Source organism: Streptomyces asiaticus, assembly GCF_018138715.1.
GTDB classification, from domain to species: Bacteria; Actinomycetota; Actinomycetes; order Streptomycetales; family Streptomycetaceae; genus Streptomyces; species Streptomyces asiaticus.
On record NZ_JAGSHX010000006.1, the window covers coordinates 4273086 to 4287107 of the forward strand.

Sequence of the window (14022 nt, forward strand, 5' to 3'; positions counted from 1 at the left end):
CCGCCCACCCCATGGGCGAGTGCCGCCGGAGCTCGCAGGTAGATTCGAGGCAGGTACCCCCGCATACGGCAGGGGACGGGTGGTGCGTTCCGGATGGGACGTGCCCGCGTACCGACGACCAGCAGGAGTGGTTCAGGTGGATCGTGTCGCGCTGCGCGGCCTGAGGGCTCGCGGGCACCACGGTGTGCTGCCCCATGAGCGCGAGGAGGGCCAGGACTTCGTCGTGGACCTCGTGCTCGGCCTGGACACTCGTCCCGCCGCGGCCGACGACGACCTCGGCAGGACCGTCCACTACGGCGTGGTGGCGGAGGAGGTCGTGGAGGTGGTTCGGGGTGAGCCGGTCGATCTGATCGAGACGCTGGCCGAACGGATCGCGGACCGGTGCCTCGAGCACGACGTGGTGCGGGAGGTCGAAGTCGTGGTGCACAAGCCGCAGGCCCCGATCACCGTGCCCTTTGACGACGTGACCATCACCATCACCCGGAGCCGAGTATGAGCAGCAGCGACCCGACCGTGCAGCCCGTTCCCACCTCCGTGGTGGAGCAGGTGGACGCCGCCGATGTGACGTTGAGCAACCCCAAACGGGCGGTGATCTCGCTCGGCAGCAACCTGGGCAACCGCCTGGAGACCCTCCAGGGCGCGATCGACGCGCTGGAGGACACCCCGGGCCTGCGGGTCAAGGCCGTGTCGCCGGTGTACGAGACCGATCCGTGGGGCGTGGAGCCCGGCACCCAGGCCACGTACTTCAACGCGGTGGTGCTGATCAAGACGACGCTGCCGCCGTCCTCGCTGCTGGAGCGCGGCCACGCGATCGAGGAGGCGTTCGAGCGGGTGCGGGACGAGCGCTGGGGCCCGCGCACCATCGACGTGGACATCGTGGCGTACCAGGACGTGGTCTCCGACGACCCGCAGCTGACCCTGCCGCATCCGCGCGCCCATGAGCGCGCCTTCGTCCTGGTGCCGTGGAACGACGTGGATCCGCAGGCCGAGGTACCCGGGCGCGGGACGGTCGCGGGGCTGCTGGCGGCGGTGGGCCAGGACGGGGTCCGGGTCCGGGTCGATCTGGAACTGCGACTGCCCGAGTAGACGTTGATCCGGATAGGTTCCGGGAGACGCTGGCACGTACTGGATTGAGGGGCGACCGCTCGGTGAAGCAACTTCGGATCGGGGTGCTGGTCGGGCTGTTCGCCGTGGCCGGTGTGGTGTCGTGGGCGGGCGCCCGGCTGTGGGACACCTTCGGGTCGCTGCCGAGCGTCCCGGTGGCCGCGCCGATCGTGCTGGCCCTGATCGCGGTCGTGCTGGCCGCCACCGCGCTGTCGCTGCGGGCCCGGCTGCGCGCCCAGCGGGAGCGGCAGCCCGACGCCAAGGGCGTGGACCCGATGGTGGCCGCCCGTGCGGTGGTCTTCGGGCAGGCCAGCGCGCTGGTGGCGGCGCTGATCGCGGGGATGTACGGCGGGGTGGGCGTCTTCCTGGCCATGGAGCAGCTCGATGTGCCCGCCCGCCGCGATCAGGCGCTCTACGCCGGGGGCTCGGTCCTGGCGGGCGCGGGAGTGGTGGCGGCCGCGTTCTTCCTGGAGCGGGTGCTCAAGCTCCCGGAGGACGACGACAACGACGGGAACGGCCCGAGCGCGGCGGCCCGCGCCTGAGGCGCCTGAGAGGCTGAAGCACACCGTCGTACGCGGCTGAGCCGCGCGGAGCCGCTCAGCGGGCCATGATGAGGCTCATCGCCTCCGCCCGGGTGGCCGGGTCGCGCAGCTGGCCGCGGACGGCCGAGGTGAGAGTCTTGGCGCCGGGCTTGCGCACCCCGCGCATGGTCATGCACATGTGTTCGCACTCGACCACCACGATCACCCCGCGCGGTTCCAGTATCCGCATCAGGGAGTCGGCGATCTGGGTGGTCAGCCGCTCCTGGACCTGGGGGCGGCGGGCGTAGACATCGACCAGCCGGGCCAGCTTGGACAGCCCGGTGATCTTGCCGTCGTGGGACGGGATATAGCCCACATGGGCCACGCCCACGAACGGCACCAGGTGGTGCTCGCAGGAGGACATCACCTCGATGTCCTTGACCAGCACCATCTCATCGTGGCCCAGGTCGAAGGTGGTGGTCAGGACGTCCTCGGGCTCCTGGTGCAGCCCCGCGAAGATCTCCTTGTACGCACGGGCCACCCGGCCCGGCGTCTCGCGCAGCCCCTCCCGGTCGGGGTCCTCGCCAACGGCGATCAGCAGCTCGCGGATCGCGTTCTCGGCGCGCTTCTCGTCGAACACGCCAATGGGGCTCTCGCCGTCCAGCGTCACCGGGTCGGTCATGGACTGCCTCGTTCCTCACATACACGCACGAACGCGAAAATGCCGCGTCCACCAGGCTAGAACCTGATGGACGCGGCATACATTCCGGGGCCCACCGGGGACGGAAGCCGCCCCCGGTGGCGGGATCAGCTCTCCGAGCCGGAGTCCGACTCCTCGGGCCGCTCGGCGCCGTCCTCCGGCGCCGTGGCCTTGGTGAGCGAGGCCGCCGAGGTGGGCTGGGCACCGTTCGCCGGGGCGAGCTCCCGCGGGGAGAGCACCGGCGGGCGGGTGGAGGGCGTACGCCGCGAGGAGCCGGTCCACGCCGGGCGGGCCGGACGCTTCACGATCGGGGCGAAGATCTCGGCGATCTCCTCCTTGTTCAGCGTCTCCTTCTCCAGCAGCGCCAGCACCAGGTTGTCCAGGACGTCCCGGTTCTCGACGAGGATCTCCCACGCCTCGTTGTGCGCGGCCTCGATGAGCTTCTTGACCTCCTCGTCCACCAGCGCGGCGACCTCTTCGGAGTAGTCGCGCTGGTGAGCCATCTCACGGCCGAGAAACGGCTCGGAGTTGTCGGAGCCGAACTTGATCGCGCCGAGCCGCTCGGTCATGCCGTACTGCGTGACCATCGCGCGGGCCGTGGTGGTGGCCTTCTCGATGTCGTTGGACGCGCCCGTGGTCGGGTCGTGGAAGACGAGCTCCTCCGCGGCCCGGCCGCCCATCATGTAGGCGAGCTGGTCCAGCATCTCGTTGCGCGTGGTCGAGTACTTGTCCTCGTCGGGCAGGACCATGGTGTAGCCCAGGGCCCGGCCTCTGGAGAGGATGGTGACCTTGTGCACCGGATCGCTGTTCGGAGACGCCGCCGCGACCAGGGCGTGACCGCCCTCGTGGTACGCGGTGATCTTCTTCTCCTTGTCGCTCATGATCCGGGTCCGCTTCTGCGGACCGGCCACGACTCGGTCGATCGCCTCGTCCAGGAAGTGGTTGTCGATCAGCTTCTTGTCGCTGCGGGCCGTCAGCAGGGCGGCCTCGTTCAGCACGTTCGACAGATCGGCACCGGTGAAGCCGGGGGTGCGACGGGCGACGGCCGACAGGTCGACGTCCGGGGCGACCGGCTTGCCCTTCTGGTGGACCTTGAGGATCTCCAGCCGGCCCTGCATGTCCGGGCGGTCGACGGCGATCTGCCGGTCGAAGCGGCCCGGGCGCAGCAGCGCCGGGTCGAGGATGTCGGGCCGGTTGGTGGCGGCGATCAGGATGACCCCGCCCTTCACATCGAAGCCGTCCATCTCGACGAGCAGCTGGTTCAGCGTCTGCTCGCGCTCGTCATGGCCGCCGCCCATGCCCGCACCACGGTGCCGGCCGACGGCGTCGATCTCGTCGACGAAGACGATGGCCGGGGCGTTGGCCTTGGCCTGCTCGAACAGGTCGCGGACCCGGGAGGCACCCACACCCACGAACATCTCGACGAAGTCGGAGCCGGAGATCGAGTAGAAGGGGACACCCGCCTCGCCCGCGACGGCACGCGCGAGCAGCGTCTTACCCGTACCGGGCGGGCCGTAGAGCAGCACACCCTTGGGGATCTTGGCGCCCACGGCCTGGAACTTCGCCGGCTCCTGGAGGAACTCCTTGATCTCCTGGAGCTCCTCGACCGCCTCGTCGGCCCCCGCCACATCGGTGAAGGTCGTCTTCGGCGTGTCCTTGGTGATGAGCTTGGCCTTCGACTTCCCGAAGTTCATCACCCGGGAGCCGCCGCCCTGCATCTGGTTCATCAGGAACAGGAAGACCACGACGATCAGCACGAACGGGAGCAGCGAGAGCAGAATCCCGACGAAGGGGTTCTGCTTCGACGTCGAGACGTTGTACCCGTCGGGGATCCCATTGGGCTTCTGAGCGTTGGCCTGCAGAGTCTTGGCGAGATCAACGCCCTGGTCACCGATGTAGGTGGCCTGGAGCTTGTTGCTTCCCGAGATCTTGGCGACGTTGTCCTTGAGCTCGATCTTTACCTTGTGCTCGTCGCCGGTCGTCAGTTCGGCGGACTGGACCTGGTTCTGGTTGATCGCCTTGACGACCTGACTGGTGTCCACCGACTTGTAGCCGCCGGACGAGCCGACGACCTGCATCAACACGACCACGGCGAGGACGGCCAGCACGATCCACATGACCGGCCCACGGAAGTAGCGCTTCACGTCCATCCATACGGGGCGAAGCCGCCCCGTCCCTCCTGCCACAGTGAGGCACGGCAGCCCTGGAGGGGCGCCTGTGCGTGCGGTGTATTGCGGTGTATTTGCGGTGTATGAGCTGTGTAATCCTCAGTCTCGAAAAAGACTGACCTTCGGACGGTACCCCAGCATTGTCACCCGACGCCGCCGTGGACTGTTAACAAAACCGCCTTCCCCTGCTCCAACGGCGGAAAACCCCGCCAGGTTCCCAGGGGCCGGCGGCGCCCGTCAGCCGCCGTAGACGTGAGGTGCCAGGGTGCCGACGAACCGAAGGTTCCGGTACTTCTCGGCGTAGTCCAGGCCGTAGCCGACGACGAACTCACTGGGGATGTCGAAGCCGACCCACTTCACATCGATGGCGACCTTGGCCGCCTCCGGCTTGCGCAGCAGGGTGCAGACGTTCAGCGAGGCCGGCTCGCGCGAGCCCAGGTTCGACAGCAGCCACGACAGCGTCAGTCCGGAGTCGATGATGTCCTCGACGATCAGGACGTGTTTGCCCTTGATGTCGGTGTCCAAGTCCTTCAGGATACGCACCACGCCAGAGGACTGGGTGCCCGCGCCGTAGGACGACACGGCCATCCAGTCCATGGTGACCGGCGTGGAGAGGGCACGCGCCAGATCCGCCATCACCATGACCGCGCCCTTGAGCACGCCGACGATCAGCAGATCCTTGTCCGCGTACTCCTCATCGATGGCGGCGGCCAGCTCGGCCAGCTTCGCGTTGATCTCTTGCTCGGTGATGAGGACCGACTTGAGGTCGGTGCCCATGTCCTTGTCGTCCACCCGCGCCACTCTCGTTCGACTACCGGCTCAACTGGCTCGGGCGGATCAGCCCTGCCGGATGACCAGTCTGCCACCCTCCCGGCGGACCTCGACGCGGCCGGGGAGGTTGATGGCCCGCTGCCCCCGCCAGCCGGTGATCAGCCGGTCCACCTCTTCGATGTGGCGGGCGAAGAGCGAACCGGCGGGCGCACCCGCGGCGATGGCCGCCCGGCGCAGCACCCGGCGGCGGACGGCGGTGGGCAAACCGTGCAGTCCGACGGTGTCGAGGTGCACGGCCTGCGCGCCACCGGCCGCCGCCGGTGCGGTGGTCATCACATCGGCCTCGGCGCGGGCGGCCCAGGCGTCGAGGGCGTCGGCGTCGTCACGGGAGAGCTGGGCGGTGCGGGCGAGCGCCTCGACGACGCCCTTGCCCAGCGCCTTCTCCAGGATGGGCAGGGCCTCGTGGCGGACCCGGGAGCGGGTGTAGGAGGGGTCCACGTTGTGCGGGTCGTCCCAGACGGGCAGCGACTGGGCCAGGCACGCCTCGCGGACGGTGTGCCGGTCCAGCTGGAGGAACGGGCGGCGGTAGCGGCCGCCGGCGCCGGAGACCCAGGCCATACCGGACAGCGAGCGGGTGCCGGAGCCGCGGGCGAGGCCCAGCAGAACCGTCTCGGCCTGGTCGTCACGGGTGTGGCCGAGCAGCACGGCGGCGGCGCCGTGGCGCTCGGCGGCGGCGTCCAGCGCGGCGTAACGGGCGTCCCGGGCGGCGGCCTCGGGTCCGCCGCCCCGGCCTACGGACACGGCGATCGCCTCGACCGGCGCCAGGCCCAGGGCCCGCATCCGGTCGGTGACCTCGGCGGCGCGGGCGTCGGACCCCTGCTGGAGACCGTGGTCGACGGTGACCCCGCCGGCGCGCACCCCGGCCCGCGGGGCCTCGAAAGCGAGCGCGGAGGCGAGTGCCATGGAGTCGGCGCCGCCCGAGCAGGCGGCGAGCACGAGCGGTGCGTCGTCCGGCGCGGCGGAGCCACGGGGGCCGGGGGCGGCGGACGCCGAGGAGAGGGAGGGCGGAGCGGAGGGCGACGAGGCGGCCGAGGGCGCGGCCGAATGGGCGACGAGGATGTCGTGGAGCACGCGGCGGACCGCGAGGCGTATCGCGGCGACCGCTGGATGGGGACCCATGTCCGTTTCCCATCTGTCATTCGAGGGGGTGCCTCGGGGGGGTACGAGGAGTACGAGCGGTACGAGCCTTTCGTCACGCTGCGTATGTCGATGGTGACAGAAGCGAGCTGTTCCCCGAGCATCGCACGCCTACCCGTCGCCAACGGTCCCTCGGACGAGTGATTAAAGGGGGCGTTCGTCCGTTTTCGCGTGTGCCGGGGGTGTGCCGGTTCTAGGACTCCGCCTTGCGGTGCACCCGCGCGACCCACTCGGCGGGTTTGCTGATCTCCGCCTTGGTCGGAAGGGTGTTGGGCGAGGTCCAGACCCGGTTGAAGCCGTCCATGCCCACCTGGTTCACCACGGCCCGCACGAACCGCTCCCCGTCACGGTACTGCCGCAGCTTGGCGTCGAGCCCCAGCAGCTTGCGCAGCGCCTGGTCGAGCCGGCCCGCGCCGCTCGCCCGGCGCTTCTGGAACTTCTCCCGGATCTCCGCGACGGACGGCACGACCTCCGGCCCCACCCCGTCCATGACGTAGTCGGCGTGCCCCTCCAGCAGCGACATCACCGCGGTCAGCCGGGCCAGGATCTCCCGCTGGGCCGGGGTCTGGACGAGCTCGATGATGCTGGGCGCGCCGTGCCCGTCCGGCTCGTCCCCCTCCTCGGCGGGACGGCCGCCGCTCAGCGACTGGAAGGCCTCGCGGACCCGCTCCAGCAGGGTGGCCGGGTCCACGTCGGTCTCGCCGAGGAACGCCTGGATCTCGGACTCGATGTGGTCGCGCAGCCAGGGCACGGCGGTGAACTGGGTGCGGTGGGTCTCCTCGTGCAGCGCGACCCACAGCCGGAAGTCGTGCGGGGCCACGTCGAGTTCGCGCTCGACATGGACGATGTTGGGAGCCACCAGCAGCAGCCGGCCGCCGCCCGGGGAGCCGGGCAGCTCACGGGTCGAGGGCGCGAAGGTCTCGTACTGGCCGAGCACCCGGGAGGCCAGGAAGGACAGCAGCATCCCCAGCTCGACGCCGGTCACCTTGCCGCCGACCGCGCCCAGCACCGCCCCACCGGGCAGTCCGCCGCGCCGGTCCTGCATCTTGCCGAGCAGCGGTTTGAGGATCTGCCGGAAGCCCGCCACGTTCGCCCTGATCCAGCCCGCGCGGTCCACGACGAGGACGGGGGTGTCCAAGGCCGGGCCGACGGAGACAGCCATCCGGGTGAAGGCGCGGACGTGCTCCTCCGAGGACTTGGCGTGCCGACGCAGCTCCGCGACGACCGAGCGCGCCTCCTCGCGGCTCACCTCGGGCCCTGGGCGCACCAGCCGGGTCGCGGTCGCGACCGCGAGGTTCCAGTCGACCATCTCCACACCACCGATGCTCGTCATGGCTTCACGGTACGTGGCCCGCGCCCCATCCGGGAGGACACCGGGGTCCGCACAGGCGGCCGCCCCGCGTCCGGGGCACTCCCTCCGCTCGGCGGCGGCCGCGGTTTCAGCGGCAGCCGCAGTTGGCGAGGGCCGAGGCCATCCGGTCCAGGGCGCGCTGGGCGCCGGTGGCGTCGGTGGTGCCGTTGGTCAGGTACGCGAAGACCAGCAGCCGGCCGTCCGCGTCCACGACCGAGCCCGCGAGGCTGTTGACCCCGGTGAGGGTGCCGGTCTTGGCGCGGACCACGCCCCGGCCGACCGCGTCCTGGGCGTAGCGGGTGCGCAGGGTGCCGGTGAATCCGGCCACCGGCAGCCCGGTGAGCAGCGGCCGCAGTTCGGGGTGGTCGCGGTCGGCCGCGCGCACCAGCACCTGGGCGAGCAGCCCGGCGGAGACGTGGTCGGCGCGGTCGAGCCCGCTGCCGTCCGCGATCCGGACTCCGCCCAGCGGCAGCTCCAGCTTGCGCAGCCGCTGGGTCACGGCCTTCGCCCCGCCCTCGAAGCTGGCGGGCTCGCCCGCGGCGATGGCGGTCTGCCGGGACAGGGCCTCGGCGATGTCGTTGTCGCTGGTGGTCAGCATCCGCTCGACGAGCGAGGACAGCGGCTGGGAGCGGACGGAGGCCACCGTACGGGCGCCCTTGGCGGCCTTGCCCGCCCGGGGCTCGTCCTTCACCTCGACGCCGCGGTCGCGCAGCATCGCGGCGAAGGCACCGGCGGCGTCGGCGGCCGGGTCCTCGGCGCGCGGGGCCGGGCCGTGGTCGCTGTCGTCCTTACGGCCCTCGTCGGCCATCAGGGGGACGACGGGCGAGAGGTTCTCGTTGGGGCCGATGGTGTGGAGCTTCGGCCCGGAGTAGAGGGAGGTGTCATAGCCGAGCCGGTAGGGGCCGGTACCGCGCTTCTTCAGGGCGCGGGCGGTGGCATCGGCCAACTGGCGGAGTGCGGCGGGGTGGTCGTCCCCCTTGACGGCCCGCGCGGTGAGCGTGGGGTCGCCGCCGCCGACGAGCACGATGTCGTGTTTGCCCGCGCCCGCCACGACGCTGGTCCTGATGCGGTGCTCCGGGCCGAGGGCGGAGAGGGCCGCGGCACCGGTCGCGAGCTTGATCGTCGAGGCGGGGACGATGGCCGTGCCCGCCTTGGCGCCGAACACCTGCTGACCGGTGGTCACGTCCATCACCGCCACCGAGCGCTCACCGCCCAACGCGGGGTCCTTCAGCAGCGGTTCGAGGGTGTCGGCGAGCCCCGCCCCGGTGGGCGGCGGCACGGCGTCGCCGCCGCTGTCCGGCGACCGGGGCGCGGGCCGCGTGCCGAGCGCCGCCAGGACGGGCGCGGCGCTGGGCGCGGGGCGGTCCGGGCCGCCGTGCCGCTCGCCCGGGACACCGTCCTCGGTGGCGCGGGCGCGTTCGGCCGTCCGCCGGCCGCCGTCCCAGGGCCCGGCCAGCAGCACCGACACCACGGCGACGACCAGGCCGGTCGCGGCGGAGACCGCCACCAGCTGCCACGTCCGCCGCTGCTCCCGCGGCGTATGACGCCATTCGCGCCGGACCCGGGCGCGCACGCGGTTCCACTCGCGCAGCCCACGCCCGCGCATCCGGTCCAACTCGCGTCGCCCACGGCTCAGCCGGTGGCTCAGCCACTCCCTGACCTGCCACGATCGGGCTTCAGGCACGACCGACCAGCCCCTTTCGCCACCACACACCTGCGTGGGGGACACTTAATCACCAGACGTATGTGTTGATCATGGAGGAGCCACCCGTGGAGTTCGACGTCACCATCGAGATCCCGAAGGGTTCGCGGAACAAGTACGAGGTGGACCACGAGACGGGTCGCATCCGCCTTGACCGGCGACTCTTCACGTCGACCAGCTACCCCGCGGACTACGGCTTCGTCGAGAACACCCTCGGCGAGGACGGTGATCCGCTGGACGCACTGGTCATTCTCGACGAGCCGACGTTCCCCGGCTGCCTGATCAAGTGCCGCGCCATCGGCATGTTCAGGATGACCGACGAGGCGGGCGGCGATGACAAGCTGCTTTGCGTACCGGCCTCCGACCCCCGGGTGGAGCATCTGCGTGATATTCACCACGTTTCAGAGTTCGATCGCCTGGAAATCCAGCACTTCTTCGAGGTCTACAAGGACCTGGAGCCGGGGAAGTCGGTCGAGGGGGCCAACTGGGTGGGCCGCGCCGAGGCCGAGGCCGAGGTGGAGGCGTCCATCAAGCGTCTCGAGGCCGCCGGCGGCCACTGAGTCCTGAGCGGTAGACAGCGATAGATCCACGCCGGGAGGGCGGGGCACCGTACGGGTGCCCCGCCCTCCCGCGTTTCCGGACCCGGTCAGAAGCCCCGCGTGCGCTTGGCGGCGCGGCGGCCGGAGGGGTCGGTGTCCGCGCCGGGCATCTTCAGGAAGAGGCGCGCGGCCTCGCCTCCCAGGTTCACCCCTATGGCGATCGCCAGGGCCAGTGCCGCCGCCTGGGTGAGGTGCGGAATGCCGCGGTCCAGGTTGCCCTGGGCCAGCGCGAGCAGCCCGAAGTAGGTCGCGCTACCGGGCAGCAGTGGCCCTATCGCCGCCGTGACGTACGGCAGCGCCGAGGCGTATCTGTACCGCGAGAGCAGCTGGCCGAAGAGGCCGACCAGCCCGGCGGCCACGGTCGTGGCGGCCACCGGCGGGACGCGCGCGGTGTCGGCCAGCGCGCCGTAGACCACCCAGGCGACCCCGCCGTTGAGCGTGGCGAACAGCACGGTGTGACGTTCCTGCTGGAGCAGGATGCAGAAGGTCAGCGCGAGCAGCATCGCCGCCAGGATCTGGATGTACGGCCGCTCCACATGGCGCAGCGCCGCCTCCGGGTTGAGCTTGGCGTCGAGCTGGAGACCCCCGTAGAGCACCGTGAGCACCCCGCAGACGATGCCGACGATCAGATAGCCGACCTCCAGCAGGCGCGCCGCCGCGGTGATGTAGTAGCCGGTCAGCCCGTCCTGGACGCCCGCGACCAGCGCCCGCCCCGGGATCAGCGCGAACAGCCCACCGGTGATCACGGCGGACGCCTGGAGCCCGGAGTTGGCGAGGCTGAGCGCCACCCCGATCGCGGCGGGCGGCATCGCCGCGGCCACGAACTGGTAGAACTCCGGAAGCCCGCGCCCCGAGGCCAGCCACGCCAGCCGGTCGCCGAGCATCGCGCCGAGGGCCGCCGCGAAGAAGACCGGCCAGTCACCGCCGACCAGCATGCTCGCCGCGCCGGCCAGCCCGCCACCGGCCACGGTGAGCGCCCAGCCGGGGTAGGGGTGGCGGTTACGGCGTATCTCGGCGAGCCGCCGGTACGCCTCCTCCAGCGTGAAGTCGTCCCGCGAGGTGATGTCGTCCACGAGCCGGAAGACCGCGGACAGCCGGGTGTAGTCGGTGCCCCGGCGCCGCACGGTCCGGCTGGCGGTGACCGGGTCGTCCACCAGCGAGGGCTGGTAGCTGACCGACAGCAGGGTGAAGGTGACGGTCGGCTCGCAGCGGTCGAGCCCGTACGCGTGCGCCACGCCGAGCATCGCCGCCTCGACGTCCTCGGCCCCCTCACCGCCCGCGAGCAGCAGCTCGGCGATGCGGAGAGTGAGGTCGAGCACACGCGGCACGGCCGGGCCCGTGTCGTCCTGCCGCTCGACGCGCTCGGGCGTCGGGCGCTCGCTGATCGGCATGCGCAGCATCGTGCGCATCCGGTCCTGCCAGGGGGCGTCCTTGGTCAGCCGGACGATGGGGATGCCGTTCGGCGGGGTGATGACGGGGAAGCCGCCGGTGGTCTGGTTGTTCGAGGGGGTCTTCACCCCGGCGGGCGGCACGAACGCCGAGCCCTCGGGCTCAGTGGGGGCTTCCGCCGTCAGCCCGTCCGGGACGGCGAACTCCGATGTCGGGTGCTCGTCCTCGGGCGGCGGCGGCAGGGGTACGCCCAGGGGCGGGGTGAAGGCGCTGCGCGCCTCGTCGGACAGCGGCTTCTGCTGCTCCCCCGTGTCCGTCTCCGCCGCGCTCACGGCACGCGGCATCTGCTGACGGTCCGACCTCACGTCTCCTCGCTCCTCACCAGCCCTCCCCGTATGTTTCCCAGCAGCCAAGGATGCAACATCGGCGGCCACCGGAGCCCATTGTGCGGGGCGGTGACCGCCGAGTGGGAGGTGGGGGGCGGTGTGTGACGGATGTGGAGCCCGGTGAAAGGCCCGCTCAGCGCTTGGCGTGGCGCCCGCGCGGCCCCTGCGGCCCCTGCGGCCCCTGGGAGGGGGAACCTGCGGCCGGGCCCTGCGGCTCCGGCTGCGCGGCGGCCTCCTTCTTCGCCTTGCCGCGCGCCCGGAGGAACTCGATCACGATCGGGATGATCGACAGCAGCACGATCGCGATCAGAATCAGCTCGATGTGCTGATGCACGAAGTCGACCTTCCCGAGCGCCGAGCCGAGCAGCGTGACGCCGGTGCCCCACAGCACACCGCCGATGACGTTGAAGATGATGAACGAGCGGTAGTTCATCCGGCTCACGCCCGCGATGATCGGCGTGAACGTCCGCACGATGGGCACGAAGCGCGCGAGGATCAGCGACTTCGGCCCGTGCTTCTCGAAGAACTCATGCGCCTTCTCCACGTTCTCCTGTTTGAAGAGCTTGGAGTCGGGGCGCCGGAAGAGCGACGGCCCCACCTTGCGGCCGAAGAGATATCCGGCCTGGTCACCGAGGATCGCGGCGACCGCCACGGCCCCGCACACCAGCCACAGATCCTGCTTGATCACATCGGTGGTCACCAGCAGACCGGTGGTGAACAGCAGCGAGTCGCCCGGCAGGAAGAAGCCGATGAGCAGGCCGGACTCCGCGAAAACGATGGCCAGGACGCCGAGCAGACCGAAGGTCTCGATCAGATAGTCCGGGTCCAGCCACTGAGGGCCGAGCGCGAGGGTGGTCACGGGTGACAGGCTCCTGGGTCGAGGGAAGCAGGCTCGTGCGAGGCCCGGCCGCAGGGTTGGGGCGGACTGGGTGTGCTTCACAGTGTGCCGCCCAAAGCTATCAACGCCGTGTGTATGCCCTTGGTTCCCGCCGCCCAGGAGCCCGCCCTCGACTGCCACGCCCGGGGATGCCCTATGGAGTGTCCGGCGGGCCACGCGGCGGAGCCGCATATCGATGCTCTCCCCTTCCCGACCCAAGGGCGTCGCCCCTGGACCCCGGGGCCTGGGGGCGGAGCCCCGCTGTCCAGCCCCTCCAGGGGGCACCTCCCAGCGGTAGCTGGGGGCGATTGAGGAGCGGGGTCTGGGGCGGAGCCCCAGTTGCGGGAAGGGGCGGGGAGGGGAGCAGCCCGCCGCAGGCGTCACCCTCCGTCGGACGCCCGGTAGCCGTGCCGCTCCGCGTTGGCGAGGATCGCGTCCCGGAGGTAGACGGCCAGCCCCGGCCCGGCCTTGTCGATGTTCTCCGTGAAGCGGTGGTCCGAGACATACATCCGGCCCAAACAGGTGTGCAGCTCATGGCCGCACTCGTAGTGGCTCCGGCAGATCCACTGCCGGTGCTCCTCGGCGAGGTCCATCGCCGCCTCGGACTCCGTCGGGGTGCCCGCGCCCATCAGCGCGACGAAGCGGTTGGTGATGTCGTCCCCCTCCTCCTGGATCCGCTTCCAGTCCTCCTTGGTGTACGAGGCCGCCCTGCGCTGGGACTCCCGGTACTCCTCGGTGTTCCCCCAGCGCCGCTCGACCTCCTCCTGGTACTGGTCCGGGTCGAAGTCCCCGAAGACCTCGAACTTCTCCTCGGGGGTCAGATTGATGCCCATCTTCCGCGCCTCCATGGCTCGTTCGACGGCAGCGGCCATCTTCCGCAGCCGCTCGATCCGGTCGGACAGCAACTGGTACTGACGCCGCAGGTGGGCCTGCGGATCGATATCCGGGTCGTCGAGCAGCACCGCCACCTCTTCGAGCGGAAAGCCGAGCTCCCGGTAGAACAGGATCCGCTGTAGCCGGTCGAGGTCGGCGTCGTCGTAACGCCGGTGCCCGGCCGCGCTGCGGGCGCCGGGGCGCAACAGCCCGATCTCGTCGTAGTGGTGCAGCGTGCGCACCGTGACACCGGCGAAGCCCGCCACCTGTCCCACGGAATAGCTCATGGCCGTATCCGCTCTCTTTCTGTTCGGTACGGGTTCCACGGTGGTCCCTCACGTGGCGTGAGGTGCAAGTCCGGATGGCGAAACCGACTGGGCGGCG

At 70.9% G+C, this 14022-nt stretch carries 13 protein-coding genes; 4 read left to right on the forward strand and 9 right to left on the reverse strand.

Annotated elements, in window-relative coordinates; translation table 11 throughout:
- Window positions 1-136 precede the first annotated feature (136 nt).
- The 3 genes from folB (at window position 137) to KHP12_RS25335 (ending at window position 1646) form a co-directional block, all read left to right on the forward strand.
- Entirely contained in the window at window positions 137-496 is a 360-nt protein-coding gene (gene folB / locus KHP12_RS25325; RefSeq protein ID WP_037964701.1) for a dihydroneopterin aldolase, read from the forward strand.
- Complete coding sequence (folK, locus tag KHP12_RS25330; RefSeq protein ID WP_037964703.1) at window positions 493-1086, forward strand: 2-amino-4-hydroxy-6-hydroxymethyldihydropteridine diphosphokinase; 594 nt, start codon at window positions 493-495, stop codon at window positions 1084-1086. The genes folB and folK overlap by 4 nt, the downstream gene beginning before the upstream one ends.
- A 62-nt stretch (window positions 1087-1148) precedes the next feature.
- A complete protein-coding gene (locus KHP12_RS25335) occupies window positions 1149-1646 on the forward strand; it encodes a DUF3180 domain-containing protein (protein ID WP_086883224.1) in 498 nt (165 codons plus the stop codon).
- Between the two features lie 55 nt (window positions 1647-1701).
- Here the strand turns inward: KHP12_RS25335 and folE are convergent, their stop codons facing one another.
- The 6 genes from folE to dacB all read right to left on the reverse strand — a co-directional run bounded on the left by folE (window position 1702) and on the right by dacB (window position 9496).
- Window positions 1702-2307 (reverse strand): GTP cyclohydrolase I FolE, encoded by a 606-nt coding sequence (gene folE, locus KHP12_RS25340; protein ID WP_086883223.1) that lies wholly within the window; start codon window positions 2305-2307, stop codon window positions 1702-1704.
- A gap of 125 nt (window positions 2308-2432) precedes the next feature.
- Window positions 2433-4475 carry an ATP-dependent zinc metalloprotease FtsH gene (gene ftsH, locus KHP12_RS25345; protein ID WP_086883222.1) on the reverse strand — a complete coding sequence of 681 codons (2043 nt, stop codon included), beginning with the start codon at window positions 4473-4475 and terminating at the stop codon, window positions 2433-2435.
- A 255-nt stretch (window positions 4476-4730) separates the two neighbouring features.
- Window positions 4731-5270, reverse strand: a complete 540-nt coding sequence (gene hpt, locus KHP12_RS25350; RefSeq protein WP_086883233.1) for a hypoxanthine phosphoribosyltransferase — start codon at window positions 5268-5270, stop codon at window positions 4731-4733.
- A gap of 60 nt (window positions 5271-5330) precedes the next feature.
- A complete protein-coding gene (tilS, locus tag KHP12_RS25355; protein ID WP_086883221.1) occupies window positions 5331-6443 on the reverse strand; it encodes a tRNA lysidine(34) synthetase TilS in 1113 nt (370 codons plus the stop codon).
- 211 nt (window positions 6444-6654) lie between these two features.
- Window positions 6655-7794 carry a zinc-dependent metalloprotease gene (locus KHP12_RS25360; RefSeq protein WP_086883220.1) on the reverse strand — a complete coding sequence of 380 codons (1140 nt, stop codon included), beginning with the start codon at window positions 7792-7794 and terminating at the stop codon, window positions 6655-6657.
- Window positions 7795-7900: 106 nt separating this feature from the next.
- Complete coding sequence (gene dacB, locus KHP12_RS25365; RefSeq protein ID WP_208653106.1) at window positions 7901-9496, reverse strand: D-alanyl-D-alanine carboxypeptidase/D-alanyl-D-alanine endopeptidase; 1596 nt, start codon at window positions 9494-9496, stop codon at window positions 7901-7903.
- Window positions 9497-9582: 86 nt separating this feature from the next.
- On the opposite strand from dacB, the gene KHP12_RS25370 reads away from it, so the two are divergent.
- Window positions 9583-10074: an inorganic diphosphatase gene (locus tag KHP12_RS25370; RefSeq protein ID WP_014061662.1), complete on the forward strand. Its 492-nt coding sequence runs from the start codon at window positions 9583-9585 to the stop codon at window positions 10072-10074.
- Window positions 10075-10160: 86 nt separating this feature from the next.
- Here the strand turns inward: KHP12_RS25370 and KHP12_RS25375 are convergent, their stop codons facing one another.
- From KHP12_RS25375 to KHP12_RS25385, 3 genes are all read right to left on the reverse strand, one after another.
- Window positions 10161-11846, reverse strand: a complete 1686-nt coding sequence (locus KHP12_RS25375) for a threonine/serine exporter family protein (RefSeq protein WP_086883218.1) — start codon at window positions 11844-11846, stop codon at window positions 10161-10163.
- A 175-nt stretch (window positions 11847-12021) separates the two neighbouring features.
- Complete coding sequence (locus tag KHP12_RS25380) at window positions 12022-12747, reverse strand: DedA family protein (protein WP_086883217.1); 726 nt, start codon at window positions 12745-12747, stop codon at window positions 12022-12024.
- A gap of 398 nt (window positions 12748-13145) precedes the next feature.
- Window positions 13146-13925 (reverse strand): MerR family transcriptional regulator, encoded by a 780-nt coding sequence (locus KHP12_RS25385; RefSeq protein ID WP_086881153.1) that lies wholly within the window; start codon window positions 13923-13925, stop codon window positions 13146-13148.
- Window positions 13926-14022 lie beyond the last annotated feature (97 nt).

Excerpts from the sequence above, each read along its gene's own strand:
- folK (WP_037964703.1), top strand. The coding sequence starts at position 493 with ATGAGCAGCAGCGACCCGACCGTGCAGCCCGTTCCCACCTCCGTGGTG.
- folE (WP_086883223.1), bottom strand. The coding sequence starts at position 2,307 with ATGACCGACCCGGTGACGCTGGACGGCGAGAGCCCCATTGGCGTGTTC.
- ftsH (WP_086883222.1), bottom strand. The coding sequence starts at position 4,475 with ATGGACGTGAAGCGCTACTTCCGTGGGCCGGTCATGTGGATCGTGCTG.
- hpt (WP_086883233.1), bottom strand. The coding sequence starts at position 5,270 with ATGGGCACCGACCTCAAGTCGGTCCTCATCACCGAGCAAGAGATCAAC.
- tilS (WP_086883221.1), bottom strand. The coding sequence starts at position 6,443 with ATGGGTCCCCATCCAGCGGTCGCCGCGATACGCCTCGCGGTCCGCCGC.
- KHP12_RS25360 (WP_086883220.1), bottom strand. The coding sequence starts at position 7,794 with ATGACGAGCATCGGTGGTGTGGAGATGGTCGACTGGAACCTCGCGGTC.
- KHP12_RS25375 (WP_086883218.1), bottom strand. The coding sequence starts at position 11,846 with ATGCCGCGTGCCGTGAGCGCGGCGGAGACGGACACGGGGGAGCAGCAG.
- KHP12_RS25385 (WP_086881153.1), bottom strand. The coding sequence starts at position 13,925 with ATGAGCTATTCCGTGGGACAGGTGGCGGGCTTCGCCGGTGTCACGGTG.